Consider the following 14,997-nt stretch of genomic DNA (forward strand, 5'->3'; position numbering starts at 1 on the left):
ATTTTCTCATTAGCATGTTTTCAAAGCTCTAGTAATCAATCCCAACTGGGTTATAGTTATAGATTCAATTTTTAAACTTTTACTGTGCTTTACACTTATACAAACTGGGTACACTGCATTTTCAGTTTGAACCTGCCCATTCGCTAAAAAATAAATTGCTTTTACATTATTGTTTTGCAATTCTAAATTTGTTCCTAATCCAGTACTTAAATCGAAAATTTTTGCAGTTGCTGGAACACTATAGGAACTATCTAATTTCAATACAGAAACCTGTCGAGTCAAACGTGCATTATTTTTTGCATCATTTAAAGAAAAAAGAATCTTATCCACCCCTTCCTTTAATTCATTGTTTTGAATTAAAGATTGAAACGAAGGCGCAGCCATCATGGCAACAATCGCCAACACTGCAATCGTCACCATCAGCTCAATTAACGTAAATCCCTTATTCTTTTTCATCCAGCCCCCAAAGCAACAAAACTTTACCCTATTAAAAATAATATCTCACTTAATTACAAAACATACACACAACAGATAAAAGGTATAAAAAAACAGATAATTGCCAAAAAGCAATTATCTGTCAATTCCTAAAAAATTCAGAATGTTAAGTACTTAACACTTTAGGCTTGAGTTACCGGAATACGTAACTCTTTGGGTAAACTAAATGTAATATTCTCTTCACGACCATCCAGCTCTTTAGGTGCTTGGGCACCCCAATCCTGTAAACGCTGAATGACTTGTTTAATCAGAATTTCTGGTGCAGAGGCTCCGGCGGTTACTCCAATCTGGGCATTTTCTTCAAACCATTCCTGTTTGAGTTCATCGGCATTATCAACCAGATAGGCCGCTTTACCCATACGTTCTGCCAACTCACGCAGACGGTTGGAGTTTGATGAATTTGGCGAACCCACGACAAGTACCACATCACAACGCTCGGCTAGATCTCGTACTGCATCCTGGCGGTTTTGGGTGGCATAGCAAATATCATCTTTACGCGGCCCTTGAATCAGCGGGAATTTTTGGCGTAAAGCATCAATCACTTTTGCGGTATCATCAATCGACAAGGTTGTTTGCGTGACAAAAGCCACTTTTTCAGGATGATGCACAGTTAAGGCAGCAACATCGTCTTCATCTTCGACCAGATAAATTTCACCACCATTTTTCTTGTCATACTGACCCATGGTACCTTCGACTTCAGGGTGACCTTCATGACCAATCAGAATGGCTTCTACGCCTTCACGGGCATATTTGGTCACTTCGATATGCACCTTGGTCACCAACGGACAGGTCGCATCAAAAACCTTTAAACCACGGCGTTCGGCTTCAAGCTGTACCGCTTTTGAAACCCCATGTGCGCTAAAAATCACAATATTGTCATCGGGCACTTCATCAAGTTCATCAACAAAGATCGCGCCACGCTGACGTAGGTCATCGACTACAAATTTGTTATGTACCACTTCATGCCGTACATAAATCGGTGGATTAAAGCATTCTAGGGCACGGTTCACGATCGCAATGGCACGATCTACACCAGCACAAAAACCACGTGGGTTGGCTAAAACAATTTCCATAGAATCCTCAATACTCACACCATTTTTAGCGGTTCAATTGAAATAAATGTAAAACAATCGACTGGTAACTATTTAGTTTAAAGCCGGTCTACTCTAAAATAGAGAAGATATTTTATCATATCAGGAAAAATATCATGTCGGGTCTCTTGTTTGTCGTTTCTGCAGCGTCTGGAACAGGCAAAACATCCCTTGTTAAAGCCCTACTTGAGCGTGTCAATAACCTTCACGTTTCTGTGTCCCATACCACACGCGGTCAACGACCTGGCGAACTCGATGGCGTGCACTATCATTTCTCCCAGAAAGACGATTTTTTAAATCTGGTCAATGAAGGTGGTTTTATTGAATACGCAGAAGTATTCGGTAATTACTACGGTACCGCGCAGGCGACCGTTAAAGAACAACTGGCCAAAGGCCATGATGTGCTGCTGGAAATTGACTGGCAAGGTGCACAACAAGTCCGTCGACTTTTTCCTGAATCTCAACAAATTTTTATCTTGCCACCAAGTCAGTTTGACCTGCGTGAACGTCTGTCTAACCGGGGTACGGACACAGTTGATGTGATTGAACATCGTCTGAGCTGTGCAGTGGAAGATATGCAGCAATATAGCAACTTTGACTATATTATTATCAATGATGACTTTAACAAGGCACTGCATGATCTCGAAGCGGTCATTATCGCCAACCGTTTAACCTTGTCGCAGCAAGCCAACCGTCATGAAAAACTGATTCAGCAACTGATCACACCCACTGAACAGTGATTAAAACTTGAGTCTATAGGCAAAGCCTTTTATACTGTGCAGTCTGTTAAAATTTATTATTCAAACGAGAATTCTTATGGCACGCGTCACCGTTGAAGATTGTTTAGACCATGTAGACAACCGCTTTGAGCTTGTACTAGTGGCAAGCAAGCGCGCGCGTCAATTGGCACGTCAAGGTATTGAACCAACTGTAGAATGGGACAATGACAAACCGACTGTTGTTGCTTTACGTGAAATCGCTGCAGGTCATGTATCCAAAGATATTTTGAAACAACGTGATCAGGACTATCAAACATCAAGTCTGGACCTTGCACTTTCTGCAAATAATCTAAACTTAGACGGTTTTTCTTTCCAATAAGAGATCGTCACAAAAAAAGCCTAGTTTTAAACTAGGCTTTTTTTGTTATGTGACTTTTATATTTATGCCAGAACGGTTATAACATAAGGGTTAGCTATCGAACTTGAATCCGCTTTCTATTTGTTAAAGTAAAAATTTGGCAAGCGCTACAATTCATATTTAATCAAAGCTTTCATGGTTTTATTTGTAAGAAACTCAGTTTTAAAGGTGTTTTATGCCAGGCCCACAGGTCAGTCAAGCCAAGCAACAGTTAGAGATGATGATCGACGCGTATTTAAATGAACGTGATGTCGAACGTGTGCTTGCGGCCTGTGATTATGCAGATATCGCGCATGACGGAATTGTGCGTAAAAGTGGCGAACCCTATATCCTGCATCCGATTGCGGTGAGCTGTATCTTGGCGCATATGCGTCTGGACACTGAAACCCTGATGGCTGCTTTGTTACATGATGTGATTGAAGATACCGACTTCAATAAAGATGATATCAGCGAGACTTTTGGTTTTACCGTGGCCGAGCTGGTCGATGGCGTGACCAAACTCAGCCATTCCAGCGATAAAGAATATAATAAAGCCGCGTCATTCCGAAAAATCCTGCAAGCCACCTTACAGGACCCACGTGTCATTATTGTGAAACTGGCCGACCGCTATCACAACATGACTACTTTAGAGGCGCTACGCCCGGACAAACGCGCGCGTATCGCCCGCGAAACCTTTGAAATTTTTGTGCCGATGGCACGTATTGTCGGCATGAATGAAATGGCCGACAATCTGGAACATCTGTGTTATCAGAATCTTGATCTGGACATGTATAACAACGTTCAGGCAGCGCTATTAGAAACCAAGCCAAAACGTTGTGAATATCAGGCGATCTGGGAACAAAAGCTGAATGATCTCTTAGAAGACTATAAAATTGAAGGTCGAATCAAAAAGAAAAATAACAATATTGAGCTGTTACGCCACTTTGTTAAAAATGATATTGACCTGCAAGAGCTGACCCATAGTCATGCATTTGAAATTATTTTACAAAGCATTGCAGATTGTGACCGTCTGGCAGAAATTCTGACTCAAAGCTTTAAAATTCAAAGCTATGAAGATCATATTCGCCGTCCATTACCCGGTGGCAACCAGTCCTTGATGATGCGTTTAAAAGGCGAAAAGACCACCTTGTCGCTCACCATTCAAACCGAACTGATGCGTAAAGCCGCACGTTTTGGTGTGGTACTGGGTGAAAATGCCCCGCAAGCCTGTCGTTCTGCAATTCAGGCCTCGATGCAAAATCTGAACGTGTTGGTCGATGGTGAATGCGCCAAAACCACCTTTAGTGAATTACTGGATTATCTGCATCAGGAAAAAATCTGGGTATATACCCCGCATGGGCATTTACACGAATTGCCGCAAGGTGCGACAGCGGTTGATTTTGCTTATGCGGCCAGCCTGTTTCTGGGCAACCATGCCATCGGGGCGAAAATTAACAATGAGACTAAACCGCTCTCTACCCCGCTAGTCAGCGGCCAGGTGGTCGAAATCATTACCGATGTCCTGGCAACCCCCAACCCGGACTGGCTCAGCTTTATTAACACCCAAAAAGCCCGCCGTGCCATTCAGAATATCTTGCGCGATCAGGATCTGGACGAACAGCGTCTGGTCGGTCAGCAAGCACTGAATCGTGCCCTAAAACTGTTTCATCGTTCGATCCGGGATCTGACCGAAGCGGACTGGAAAAACCTGCTGGAATGGCGCCATATTGCGACTAAAGAGCAACTCTTTGAGCAGATTGCAGTCGGTGACTTATTGCCGCAACTGGTGGCCAATCATTTATTCGCCCAAGACCAGCATCAAAACATTGCCAGCTCAGGGCGCCTGATTCAGGGCACTGAAGGTGTAGATGTCAAATATGCACATTGCTGTAATCCGGTGCTTGGCGATCCGATTCAGGGTCATTTGACTCGTCGTGGCCTGATTGTGCACCGTTCACGCTGTCATAACCTGTTGCACGAACAGCATCAGCATCCTGAAAATATCATGCCATTGCAGTGGACTGCCGATGATCTGGACGATATCAGCTTTAGCGCTTATCTCAGCATTGATCTGGCCATGGATGATGAGCAGATTTCTGACCTGATTTATCAATGTCGTAAAGCACATTCAGGGGTAGAGATGGTGCGCACCCAGGATGAGCAGACCTATGTTAATATCGTGGTGCATAACCGCAAACAGATTGCCCAGATCATCCGGGACCTGCGTATGTATTTCGGTTTTCCAAGAATTACCCGTCTGACCCGGCCCGTTATTCTGAGCGAAGCATCTAAAGCGAGTTAATCATTTAAAACGATAATGCTGTTGTCGGCTGGATTGATCGAATATGATGTATGTTGATGTTGACATCCTCCAGCTAAAGCAAGCGGATTCCTACTGCTAGACGCTCATGCCCAAGCGCAAGTATGTTCTTAGCGGAATTTAAATCACGATGATTTATACTTCCACACTCACATTCCCATACTCTTATTCGCAAATCTGTTCTACCTTTGGGACTGCTAGAGGTAATTTCACCGCAGCACGAACAGATTTGGGTTGTGAATTTCTCACTGACTTCCTCAAACAATACCCCTGCGTTCTCGCATTTATACTTGAGCATTGTTTTCAGTGCTGAAAATCCTGTGTCCAAAACAGATTTCGCCATCTTGGTTTTTACAAGTTTGCTCGCACTTAAGTCACCTACAACAATCAGTGCATTTTCTTTCACAAGCAGAGTGCTTGCTTTATGCAAATGGTCTTTACGACAATTGGCAATTTTAGCGTGTAATGCACGTACACGTTTTTTATTTCTTGCTCTTTGAGCAATCCCTAATTTCTGCTCGTAATTACGGTAGAACTTAGGATTTGAAATTACAGTACCATCTGAGCAGGTGGCAACGTCTTTTAGACCAAGATCAATACCAATCGCTTTAGTTGCCGTTGGTTTGTCTTGTTTAGGTGAGTCCACAACAAGACACACATACCAGCGCCCACGACTATCCTCAACGAATGAGCCTGTTCTCACGCTGTATTTACTTATGCCGTAGCTATCCCATAGCTTAAATTTCTGCTTGCCGTATTGCACATATCCATCAGCATATTTAATCGCTACTTTTTTAAATGGTATCCAACCAAGCGAACGTCTTGCTGACTTCTTGTTACTCACACGCCATTTCAGCTTTGCTTTCTTGTGTTGTCTTCTTTTATCAACATATTCTTCTGTTATCCCTTGCACTGTTTGACTATGCAAACCACACAATTTTGAAGTTCCTTTTGTGTATTGAGTCATATCAAATGCTGAGAAAAAGTCACCTGTTCTTTTCAGGTGTTTGAAACTCAAATCATTCACATAATTCCAAACAAAGTTCACCTCAGATGCTAATTGGTCTAGCACCTTGCAATGTTTGTCTTTTATGCGTAATTTAAGTGTTTTCATGAGCTTATTTTAGATCATGTTAAATTAAAGGTGTTGATTTTAAAAAATTCAACGACATTTTATGTCGTATCGCTTATATCTCTGCCCTGAAGGACAGAGTTTTACGCTCCATTTGATAAAAGGAGAAATTAATGTTCCGCCAAGTAATCCATACTGAAAATGCCCCTGCTGCCATTGGCACCTATTCGCAAGCCATTCTTGTGGGCGATACCCTGTATCTATCTGGTCAAATAGGTTTAGATCCATACAGCATGGAACTGGTTGAAGGCATTGAAGCACAGATTCGCCGTGTATTCGATAATTTAAAAGCCGTCTGCGAAGCGGCCGGTGGCTCTCTGGCAGACATCGCCAAACTGAATATTTATCTGACTGATTTATCGCACTTCCAGCTGGTGAACCAGATTATGGGTGAATATTTTGCCCAGCCTTATCCAGCACGTGCAGCACTCGGTGTTGCCAGCCTGCCAAAAGATGCTCTGGTCGAGATGGATGGCGTTGTTATCATTCAGCAATAATTTTTAAAATTTATTTAATACCTAAACTTCTATATTTCGTTTGCAATCATGAATCACTCAAGCAAAAACCCGAGCAATAATCGGATTTTTGCTTGAGTGATATTTTTTTATCTAAATCACCAATCATTATAAAAGCTATTTCAAATGATTTTTATTGACAAACGATAACAATTATCAATAATATTACTTATCTTATTTAAACACTGTGGTTGTGTCCTATGTACGTTTGTTTATGCCGTGGCATTACAGATCAAGACATTAAAGATGCTATTGCAAATGGCGCTGAAAGTTATCGTGATGTGCGCGATGCATTGGACCTCGGGACTTGCTGTGGCCGCTGTGCCCCGGAAGCCCGTATGATCATCAGTGATGAAGTTTCACAGATTGCGGCCCGTCTGGCTGTAGCCGCCTAAACCGAATAAAGATAATGATAACACCAATGATCTAAGATCATTCTTCCTCCCCCGCCTCTGACTCTGGTGGGTTTTTATTATCATTCATCTAAGCCGAGATGGATTCGATTGCGATTTTCATTTGCTGTTCTATAAATTACTCGCCATTGCCCCCTGTCTTGCTTTACTATCATGAGTTAGAGCGCTTTCTTAGAAAGATAAAACAGTTCAAATGGAGTTATGTGATGAAAGGCAATCGTGATGTGATTAATCAGCTCAATCAGGTGTTGTATCACCACCTAACTGCAATTAACCAGTATTTCCTGCATTCACGCATGTTTAATGACTGGGGCATTGAGAAACTGGGCTCGGCAGAATATAAAGAATCGATTGTGCAGATGAAGCATGCCGATAAAATTATTGAACGGATTTTATTTTTAGAAGGTCTGCCGAATCTGCAACATCTGGGCAAACTGTATATCGGCCAGCATACTCAAGAAGTGCTGCATTGTGATGTACGTAAAGTTAAAGAAAACATTGAGACCATTCAGAAAGCTGTGGCACTGGCTGAAACTGAAATGGATTATGTGACCCGTGATCTGGTGCAGGAAATTCTGGAAAAAGAAGAAAACTATCTGGACTGGACCACCACGCAAATCGATCTGATTGAAAGTGTGGGTATCGAAAACTATATTCAAAGTCAGCTCTAAGATTCAATTCACAATAAAAGAAGCCAGCATCTGCTGGCTTTTTTTGTACTTATTGGCGTGGCATATCCCGAGTCACCTCTGCATAACTCAGTTCAGTTTTCTGAATCGTATTTAAACGCTGCAGTTGATGCTGTGCTTCATCGACATAGCCGTTATACGCCAATAAACGGATATATTTTAAAAAGTTGTATTTGGTTGGATAGCTCACCACCAACTTTTCATATTGATGAATTTCATCTTCGCTCATCTTGCGATAAGGATTGACTCGAATCCAGTCAATGCGGTGATTAAACTCGGTCAGCAGATAGATCGGCTTTTGATTGGTGATGTTTTCAGGCTGCATTTCATAGCGAATACTTTGTCCGAGTTTTGGTACAGCAGTATCGTAATCTAGATAAATTATGACTAACAAGAGCAACCCAAGACTGAAAGTCAGTTTCAGCCATATCGAAGGCAAAGTAATGGTTTTAATTTTCGGATTTTGCGCCAAGACCGTGCCCAGAATAAAACCGACTGGCAACAGGAAATAGGCATAATGCTGCGGAAACTCAAACATGGCATGTGTCACAAATGCCCCGATCATCAAGATCCCGATGACAGATTCTGGGGTATTGACCCGGCGTTGTAACTGATAACCCAAATAACCTAAATAGGCCAGAAATGGCAGACCGATGATCAATCCATTCCAGAGCAGGAAATCGATAATAAAATTATGCGCACTACGGATCCACACCGGGCCTTGTACGGTATCGCTGATTGAAACGAACGCTGCGCTAGTTTGATACCAACCATAGCCCAACCATGGCTGAACCTGAATCGCGGCAATCATTTGCTGCCAGATCGCGAGTCGTGACATATCTCCGGTAGCACGAGATACCACATCCCTGCTTTGTACGACGTCCGTGTCCATTGCTTGTGCAGCGAGCTGACTGAGTAATGGAAAAGCCCCAATACATGCAATAAAGAAGACGAACCAAGCAGTGCTATAATACCATTTTAGGCGAATAATGCCTTTATATTGATAAAAAGCTAGATACAGTATAATTGCAATCGCTGCTACCCAAGCGGTACGTGATTGGCTTAAAGCCACTCCCATGACAATTACTGCTGCACATGCAAATAGCCACTTGGTCTTGATTTTTTTCTTTTCGTAGAGGTACAGACAGCTCATCAAAGCCATGACTAAAAAAGTCGCCATATTATTGGGCTGGGCAAAATTAGCATAGGGCCGCTGATTACCGCTGATATTCACCATCCCTGGCAGTACAGAATCCAGATTAGACCACTGACACAGTGTAATTACACCCGTAATCGTTCCTGAAGCTAAAAATACATAGCTTAAATAGGTAAAGGTTTTTTCTCTATTATAATTCCCTATCGATAAATTATAACTAAGCACACTTACGAGCCAAAAGCTAAAGACAAAAATAAAGCCCATCATGGCAGTACTAAAGAAAAATACCTGCCCTGCTAGAAAATGTATAAGCGGCACGCCAGCGAGTAGCAATAAAGGCAAGCTAACTGTTGGAATTTTTAGTTTTTCTTTTAAGCAAATCGCAGCTAACGCAAATAGCGCAAAGAAGGCATAGAGTTCACCAGTATATGTTACCCACGGGCGGTAATGAATGGGCATGAGCCAGGCAAGAGAGATGAGGATTGCTGCTATTAGAGCGAGCATAAATTTCATGGAAATATCAAGCGGTAGAAGTTTGGCACATGATAAACAAAAAGCAGATTAAAGGGGAATCTGCTTTTTGTTTTGATCTTTCAAATACAAGTTAGTTCCACGGGCGAAGGTCGACGATTGCAAGTGGTTTACCCTGTGCATCAAGCAGTACCGTCATATCTATTTGACTTGCCTTTAGTGGTACAAATCCTACTGCTGTAGGTGAGTCGTCTAAAATTTTACGAACACTTAATGCCTCATTGTACTCATAAAGTTTTCTAATATTCAAAATATTTTTACCTTGCACAAGTGCTTTATTATCAAATTCAATATAACGATCTGGCATTTGTGATAATGACACTCCTCCAAGCACTTCCGTAAATAAATCGGCTTGACGCTTTTGAATATCTGTAGCCACCTCGACCATCACATATTGAGGTTTTAATAATGAGGGCTGTTTGTACTGTGGCTGTGCCTTTTCAATATGTTCATTGATGATTTCATTTTTACGCACAAGCTCAAAACGGTCTACATTATAAACAATCCAAGCTGGTCGCCCCTGCTCCAAACTATAAATACCATACATTAAAGCCGAAATCTGGATCAAAATAATGACAGTCAAATCAAATTTTAAGGTTTTTTTATGTTCTTTATAAACCAATAAACCTAATAAAGGTCCAACAATAATATCAATAGCAAATAACATTAAAATGATATAAGTTACACCAACAGCTTTTGCAAGTGGTGTAGGGTACCAACAGTAAAAAACAACCCCAAGCACCACTAGGGCAATGATAAAGGATAACGTTAGATGCTTGATAAAAAACTGAATACGCTTTGTCATAACCAATTACTTCATGTTTGGGGCTGATAGATCATCATGCTTTTTTAAAAATAGCGATGCAATATTATTACTTTGGTGTGTATCGATTTTTGATAAATCTTTGAATAAAGTCTTTTTATTATATAGTGCATTCGATACTTCAAAATAATAATTTGCTTTCACCCAATCTTGATTAAAGTAAAATATTTGTGCCATTTTAAATAAATTATAGTAGCTTGGTTGACTAACTACATAGTGCTCAAATGAATCTAATTTGTCTTCAGCATACTGTTTATCCACTTTTGCAACAATAAACTCAGCTCGATCTGCAAACTGTGAAAAAATGACTGATTGCTTATTTTGTGATTGACCTGTATTTTCCATACCTGATGCATAGCCCAGATTCGTCAACCATTGATCATATTGTTGAAATATTAAAGCGTAAAATATAATTGAAAATAAAAAAGTTACTTGCTTTAATTTTTCATTGATTGAGATTGTATTGACATTGCAATTTATCAATAATACTCCAACAAAGAACCCCAAAGGGAATAAGAAATAGCTATAATATAGTGGATATTCAAGCTGAGCATGCACCAATATACATAGCATCATTATAAATACATAAAGTTCATCTGTTGTTTTAATATTACAAATAATCACCTTGATTAAGTACAAACTATAAAAAATCAAAAGAATACCGAATGGAATGCCTACCCATAGTATTAAATCAATCATAATATTATGTGCACTTGAGAGATTGCCTTCATTTTTAAATAAAAGCACACCTTCAAATTGAGCAATTGTGGTTTGAAACCATCCATAACCAAACCAAGGATGTTGCATAATTGCATAGTACATATGCTTCCACATTTCTATACGAGCAAAACCACCATTGATGCGATCTTCTAAAGGAATCGGTGCAACTAATTTTAAGTATTCAGCAATTTCAGCATTAAAAATAAAAAGAAATACATACAAAGCGAGCGATAAAAATATGATCTTTGCTGTTGATGCTCTTTGAAAATTTATTTTTTTGAATACATACACAGTTAGTAAGATAATGATAATAACCCATGTCGTTCTCGATTGTGTCAGGGCAAGTGCATAAGTATCTAAAACAAGTAAAGGCACACATAAGAACCATTTATATCCATGCCGCTCATATAAAAACACAACACTACAGATACTCATCATTAAAAGTGTCGCCAAATGATTGGGTTGCCCTAAGTTTGCATAAGGTCGATTATGACTTAAATTTAAGATATAAGGATGAGAAATTTGAAGCCATTGCGCAATGGCGAATAAGCTACTGATCAAACCAATAAGAGTAAAAAAATATGCAATATATTGAATAATTTTATTTTTATCTGCTAAGTGATGACTGTTATACCCATAAAAAAGAGACACTAAAAAACCAAAAACAAAGCAAAAACTAAAAAAAGCCGTAGACAAAAAGTAGACTTGACCAAATATAAATTGGATAAAAGGAATTAAACAGATCAAGAATACTGGAAGAATAATTTTCGGTAGTTTAACTTCTTTTTGATAAAACACACCTAGATATAAAATCAAACCCAAAAACCATAAAAAATCTTGAGAAGAAGATAACCAAGGAAATGATGAAACACCTATAAAATAAGACAATCCAAAACAAAATAAAATAATAAAAATTATAATTTTCATAATAGCATTCATAAAAAAGCTGACCGAAGTCAGCTTTTCTGATATCCAATTACTGTGGTGTACGGCAAGTAGCTGGTAAATATTTTTGCATTGCAGCAAGATCCGCTGTTGCAGGGCCACATTTCCATTCTTTAATCAATGCACCTGAAGCAGTATCAATTTTAGAAGCTGTGTTAATAGTTAAAGGACCAGCACTAGTATGAGGGGTCATAATAATTGCTTTACCAGAAGCTCCTTTTAAAGAATTATCAGCAGTTAAAAGAACCGTGATTTGACCAACTGCTGTACCTGTACTAGCAACTGAAATTGACTGAACATACTTAGATGCATTATTACCAGCTCCAGCAGCACCTTGTTCACAACCCCACAAACCTCCAGCACCAGGAATTGCCCCTGAATCAACCGCTTCCGTCACAGCAGTACGACAAGAAGATGCCGCCAAGATACCTTCAGAGACTTTTGCACGAACTGTATAGTCTTGGTAAGCAGGAAGTGCAACCGCAGCCAAAATACCAATGATTGCTACAACAATCATTAATTCAATAAGGGTAAAACCCTTTTGCACTATATTCATAACATTCTCCACAAATGTTTTTTGTTTATTTATAAGCCTAAAGAAAAAGCTCATTTAGCTTAATTTTATATTTAGCACGAAGTGTGCCAAGTTTTATTATAATAAAATTAACAGAAAAAACAGCACTTTAAAAAAATATTTTTATTTTTGTAATTTTTATGTTTTATTTTGTGTAACTAACTGACAAAAAATGTCAGTTAATTGACTAAAATCACCCCAGAATAATCGGTTTATTCCCTAATTCATTCTTTAAATCATCTATTTTTCGATCATAGTACTGATCTAACACCTCTCCAATTTGCTTTACCCCTTCAATTACACCCTCTTTAAACTTCTGCTGAGCCAGATTTTGAATGATGCTTTGACAGATTTCATCCCAGACCTGCTGGGTTGTCGCATTCTTAATTCCCCGATCAATCACAATTTCAACCTTGTGCTCGCACAGGTTCAAATAGAGTAATACCCCACTATTATATTCAGTATCCCAAACCCCAATTTCAGAAAATAACTGACGAGCCCGACATAAGGTATCTTGATAATAAGCAGATCGTGAAGGCAAACAACCTTCAATCACCACCTGAATCTCTCCGACATGGCCATGCTCAGCTTCTTCAACAGCCTGTGCTATCGCATACTGATCCTGCTTGGAAAAAAAACGCTTGGTTGCCGGCATATAAAAGAAATGTTTTAACCAGCGTTTAAAACTCGGCTGCACATGCTCTTCCAGCTTTGGCTGCGTGATTATATCTGTCGTATCTGTTGTTGTTACCATGAGCCTGATGCTCCTCCCCCGCCAAAACCTCCACCACCACCGCCGAAGCCGCCGCCACCAAAACCACCTCGGCCACTACCGCCGCCGCGACCACCACCCGCCAAGAAGGCATGTAAAATCAGCTGAGCAATGGAGGTTACCAATAAAAAGAAAATACCTGCGCCAATCATTAAACTTGCAAGTAACCCCATGCCGTTCACCAGACCGGCAGCCGTCCCTGCAACTGCGGCAGTCGCAGCGCTCAATTTTCTGCCGAAAATCATGGAACCTACGACACCTGCAATAATAATAAAGATAACGCTCCCAAAAGTGGCTTGAGATGCTTTTTGGGCCTGATAAGCCTGTTTCTGACGCTCTTTCAACTCATCCGCGGCCTGTGCTGCAATTTCAGGATCTAAATTTAAAATACGTTCAATTTCGGTTAGTCCGGAATCAATGCCCTGCGCATACTGACCTTGCTTAAAAAATGGCGTAATTTTGTCATGAATAATTCGACCTGCCACGATATCGGGCAGTACCCCTTCCAGACCATAGCCCGTCAAGATCTGAATACGGCGATCATTAATGGCAATGGTCATCAATAAACCATTGTCGCGTTTGGCCGAACCGAGCTGCCAGGCTTCAGCAACGCGCATGGAATAATCAAAAATATCTTCTTGCCCTGTGGTCGGAACAATGACTACACCTATTTGCCCTTTGCCTTCATTATAAAGTTTCAAAATACGCTGACTGAGTTGCTGTTTTTCAGCGGGACTAAGTAAATTTGCCTGATCAATGACCGGTTCATTCAGGCTTGGTAAGTCGCGCTGAAACTGCCCTTCCGCCATGTCATTGGCAATTTGCGGCTGTGATGCTGCTGCAGTTTCTGTATTTTGGGCTGGAGTATTTTGATTATTTTTAGGCTGTAAGATTTCACGGGCTACGATGACTTCTTCAGTATCTGTAGCCGTCGCCGTTTCTGCTGAAACAAGTGTTGTCATTCCCATGCCCAACATAAGAATCAAACTAGCACAGTATTTCAGCAGTATTTCAGGCATCTGATCTCTCACTTATCTACAGATATTACTTATTCAAAGGAAACCGTTGGTGCTTTCTGTGCACTTTGCTCGGCGCTAAAGTTCGGTTTGGTATCCATACCAATCACTTTTGCCGTCATCACTTGCGGGAACTGACGGGCATAAGCGTTAAAGTCCTGTACTGTCGTAATATAACGGTTACGTGCCACTGCAATCCGGTTTTCAGTTCCTTCTAGCTGCACCTGTAAATCACGGAACTGCTGGTTCGCTTTCAAATCTGGATAATTCTCAGTGACGGCTAAAAGACGAGACAAGGCACTGGTCATCTGGGCCTGTGCTTCCTGATAGCGTTGGAATAGTTCAGGATCTTCCAGTACTTCACGGTCAACTTTCAGGCCGGCAACATTGGCACGTGCTTGAGTCACCTCAGTTAAAACTTGCTCTTCATGTGCGGCATAGCCTTTGACCACATTGACCAGATTCGGCACCAAGTCGGCACGGCGCTGATACTGGTTTTGCACTTCAGACCATGAAGCAGTTACCGCTTCATCTTTCACCTGTAAAGTGTTATAGCCACATCCTGTGAGGGTCAAGGTACTGGCCAGCATCAGGGTTATTAAAGATTGTTTTAATAGACGCATGATGTTTATCCTCAATTATTTATTGATATTTATTTAATTAATTTGATTTTAAACAGTATTTTCTAA

The 14,997-nt window shown here is 40.5% G+C and carries 16 protein-coding genes; 6 read left to right on the forward strand and 10 right to left on the reverse strand.

The genetic code is table 11. From position 1 onward, the window contains the following. Positions 1–9: 9 nt before the first annotated feature. Positions 10–456 (reverse strand): pilus assembly FimT family protein, encoded by a 447-nt coding sequence (locus CWI32_RS09715; protein WP_100535210.1) that lies wholly within the window; start codon positions 454–456, stop codon positions 10–12. 161 nt (positions 457–617) lie between these two features. Then, positions 618–1,568 carry a 4-hydroxy-3-methylbut-2-enyl diphosphate reductase gene (ispH, locus tag CWI32_RS09720; RefSeq protein WP_100535211.1) on the reverse strand — a complete coding sequence of 317 codons (951 nt, stop codon included), beginning with the start codon at positions 1,566–1,568 and terminating at the stop codon, positions 618–620. A gap of 134 nt (positions 1,569–1,702) precedes the next feature. Here ispH and gmk point away from each other — a divergent pair, with 134 nt between their 5' ends. The 3 genes from gmk to CWI32_RS09735 all read left to right on the forward strand — a co-directional run bounded on the left by gmk (position 1,703) and on the right by CWI32_RS09735 (position 5,004). Further along, positions 1,703–2,326 carry a guanylate kinase gene (gene gmk / locus CWI32_RS09725; protein WP_005094292.1) on the forward strand — a complete coding sequence of 208 codons (624 nt, stop codon included), beginning with the start codon at positions 1,703–1,705 and terminating at the stop codon, positions 2,324–2,326. A 76-nt stretch (positions 2,327–2,402) separates the two neighbouring features. Further along, positions 2,403–2,684 carry a DNA-directed RNA polymerase subunit omega gene (gene rpoZ / locus CWI32_RS09730; protein ID WP_004650579.1) on the forward strand — a complete coding sequence of 94 codons (282 nt, stop codon included), beginning with the start codon at positions 2,403–2,405 and terminating at the stop codon, positions 2,682–2,684. Positions 2,685–2,898: 214 nt separating this feature from the next. Next, positions 2,899–5,004, forward strand: a complete 2,106-nt coding sequence (locus tag CWI32_RS09735; RefSeq protein ID WP_100357313.1) for a RelA/SpoT family protein — start codon at positions 2,899–2,901, stop codon at positions 5,002–5,004. Positions 5,005–5,077: 73 nt separating this feature from the next. On the opposite strand, the gene CWI32_RS09740 is transcribed toward CWI32_RS09735, so the two are convergent. Next, complete coding sequence (locus CWI32_RS09740) at positions 5,078–6,136, reverse strand: RNA-guided endonuclease InsQ/TnpB family protein (RefSeq protein ID WP_004787095.1); 1,059 nt, start codon at positions 6,134–6,136, stop codon at positions 5,078–5,080. A 131-nt stretch (positions 6,137–6,267) separates the two neighbouring features. Between CWI32_RS09740 and CWI32_RS09745 the strand changes: the two genes are divergently transcribed. The 3 genes from CWI32_RS09745 (at position 6,268) to bfr (ending at position 7,753) form a co-directional block, all read left to right on the forward strand. Next, positions 6,268–6,651: a RidA family protein gene (locus CWI32_RS09745; protein WP_004787096.1), complete on the forward strand. Its 384-nt coding sequence runs from the start codon at positions 6,268–6,270 to the stop codon at positions 6,649–6,651. A 218-nt stretch (positions 6,652–6,869) separates the two neighbouring features. Then, positions 6,870–7,064, forward strand: coding sequence for a bacterioferritin-associated ferredoxin (locus tag CWI32_RS09750; protein WP_005094295.1), 195 nt, complete (start codon positions 6,870–6,872; stop codon positions 7,062–7,064). Positions 7,065–7,288: 224 nt separating this feature from the next. After that, positions 7,289–7,753, forward strand: coding sequence for a heteropolymeric bacterioferritin subunit Bfr (gene bfr, locus CWI32_RS09755; protein WP_004896252.1), 465 nt, complete (start codon positions 7,289–7,291; stop codon positions 7,751–7,753). Positions 7,754–7,802: 49 nt separating this feature from the next. Here the strand turns inward: bfr and CWI32_RS09760 are convergent, their stop codons facing one another. From CWI32_RS09760 to CWI32_RS09790, 7 genes are all read right to left on the reverse strand, one after another. Next, positions 7,803–9,440: a PglL family O-oligosaccharyltransferase gene (locus tag CWI32_RS09760; RefSeq protein ID WP_100535212.1), complete on the reverse strand. Its 1,638-nt coding sequence runs from the start codon at positions 9,438–9,440 to the stop codon at positions 7,803–7,805. 91 nt (positions 9,441–9,531) lie between these two features. Further along, positions 9,532–10,263, reverse strand: a complete 732-nt coding sequence (gene tfpZ / locus CWI32_RS09765; RefSeq protein WP_004644967.1) for a TfpX/TfpZ family type IV pilin accessory protein — start codon at positions 10,261–10,263, stop codon at positions 9,532–9,534. 6 nt (positions 10,264–10,269) lie between these two features. Further along, the gene (locus CWI32_RS09770) at positions 10,270–12,048 is read right to left on the reverse strand and encodes an O-antigen ligase family protein (protein WP_252146106.1); all 1,779 of its coding nucleotides are present in this window, start codon (positions 12,046–12,048) and stop codon (positions 10,270–10,272) included. Continuing rightward, complete coding sequence (locus CWI32_RS09775) at positions 11,978–12,502, reverse strand: pilin (RefSeq protein WP_100535213.1); 525 nt, start codon at positions 12,500–12,502, stop codon at positions 11,978–11,980. Before CWI32_RS09775 ends, CWI32_RS09770 begins: the two co-directional genes overlap by 71 nt. 211 nt (positions 12,503–12,713) lie before the next feature. Beyond that, positions 12,714–13,274, reverse strand: a complete 561-nt coding sequence (locus tag CWI32_RS09780; protein WP_100535214.1) for a TPM domain-containing protein — start codon at positions 13,272–13,274, stop codon at positions 12,714–12,716. Beyond that, the gene (locus tag CWI32_RS09785; RefSeq protein WP_100535215.1) at positions 13,268–14,311 is read right to left on the reverse strand and encodes a TPM domain-containing protein; all 1,044 of its coding nucleotides are present in this window, start codon (positions 14,309–14,311) and stop codon (positions 13,268–13,270) included. The genes CWI32_RS09780 and CWI32_RS09785 overlap by 7 nt, the downstream gene beginning before the upstream one ends. 29 nt (positions 14,312–14,340) lie before the next feature. After that, positions 14,341–14,931 carry a LemA family protein gene (locus CWI32_RS09790; protein WP_100535216.1) on the reverse strand — a complete coding sequence of 197 codons (591 nt, stop codon included), beginning with the start codon at positions 14,929–14,931 and terminating at the stop codon, positions 14,341–14,343. Positions 14,932–14,997: the final 66 nt, after the last annotated feature.

The organism is Acinetobacter pseudolwoffii (genome assembly GCF_002803605.1).
Lineage (GTDB): Bacteria > Pseudomonadota > Gammaproteobacteria > Pseudomonadales > Moraxellaceae > Acinetobacter > Acinetobacter pseudolwoffii.

What these genes read in the sequence shown, in the direction of transcription:
- CWI32_RS09735 (WP_100357313.1), top strand. Translation starts at nt 2,899, where the DNA reads ATGCCAGGCCCACAGGTCAGTCAAGCCAAGCAACAGTTAGAGATGATG.
- CWI32_RS09790 (WP_100535216.1), bottom strand. Translation starts at nt 14,931, where the DNA reads ATGCGTCTATTAAAACAATCTTTAATAACCCTGATGCTGGCCAGTACC.
- CWI32_RS09780 (WP_100535214.1), bottom strand. Translation starts at nt 13,274, where the DNA reads ATGGTAACAACAACAGATACGACAGATATAATCACGCAGCCAAAGCTG.
- CWI32_RS09775 (WP_100535213.1), bottom strand. Translation starts at nt 12,502, where the DNA reads ATGAATATAGTGCAAAAGGGTTTTACCCTTATTGAATTAATGATTGTT.
- gmk (WP_005094292.1), top strand. Translation starts at nt 1,703, where the DNA reads ATGTCGGGTCTCTTGTTTGTCGTTTCTGCAGCGTCTGGAACAGGCAAA.
- CWI32_RS09745 (WP_004787096.1), top strand. Translation starts at nt 6,268, where the DNA reads ATGTTCCGCCAAGTAATCCATACTGAAAATGCCCCTGCTGCCATTGGC.
- CWI32_RS09785 (WP_100535215.1), bottom strand. Translation starts at nt 14,311, where the DNA reads ATGCCTGAAATACTGCTGAAATACTGTGCTAGTTTGATTCTTATGTTG.
- ispH (WP_100535211.1), bottom strand. Translation starts at nt 1,568, where the DNA reads ATGGAAATTGTTTTAGCCAACCCACGTGGTTTTTGTGCTGGTGTAGAT.
- CWI32_RS09740 (WP_004787095.1), bottom strand. Translation starts at nt 6,136, where the DNA reads ATGAAAACACTTAAATTACGCATAAAAGACAAACATTGCAAGGTGCTA.
- tfpZ (WP_004644967.1), bottom strand. Translation starts at nt 10,263, where the DNA reads ATGACAAAGCGTATTCAGTTTTTTATCAAGCATCTAACGTTATCCTTT.
- CWI32_RS09750 (WP_005094295.1), top strand. Translation starts at nt 6,870, where the DNA reads ATGTACGTTTGTTTATGCCGTGGCATTACAGATCAAGACATTAAAGAT.
- bfr (WP_004896252.1), top strand. Translation starts at nt 7,289, where the DNA reads ATGAAAGGCAATCGTGATGTGATTAATCAGCTCAATCAGGTGTTGTAT.
- rpoZ (WP_004650579.1), top strand. Translation starts at nt 2,403, where the DNA reads ATGGCACGCGTCACCGTTGAAGATTGTTTAGACCATGTAGACAACCGC.
- CWI32_RS09715 (WP_100535210.1), bottom strand. Translation starts at nt 456, where the DNA reads ATGAAAAAGAATAAGGGATTTACGTTAATTGAGCTGATGGTGACGATT.
- CWI32_RS09760 (WP_100535212.1), bottom strand. Translation starts at nt 9,440, where the DNA reads ATGAAATTTATGCTCGCTCTAATAGCAGCAATCCTCATCTCTCTTGCC.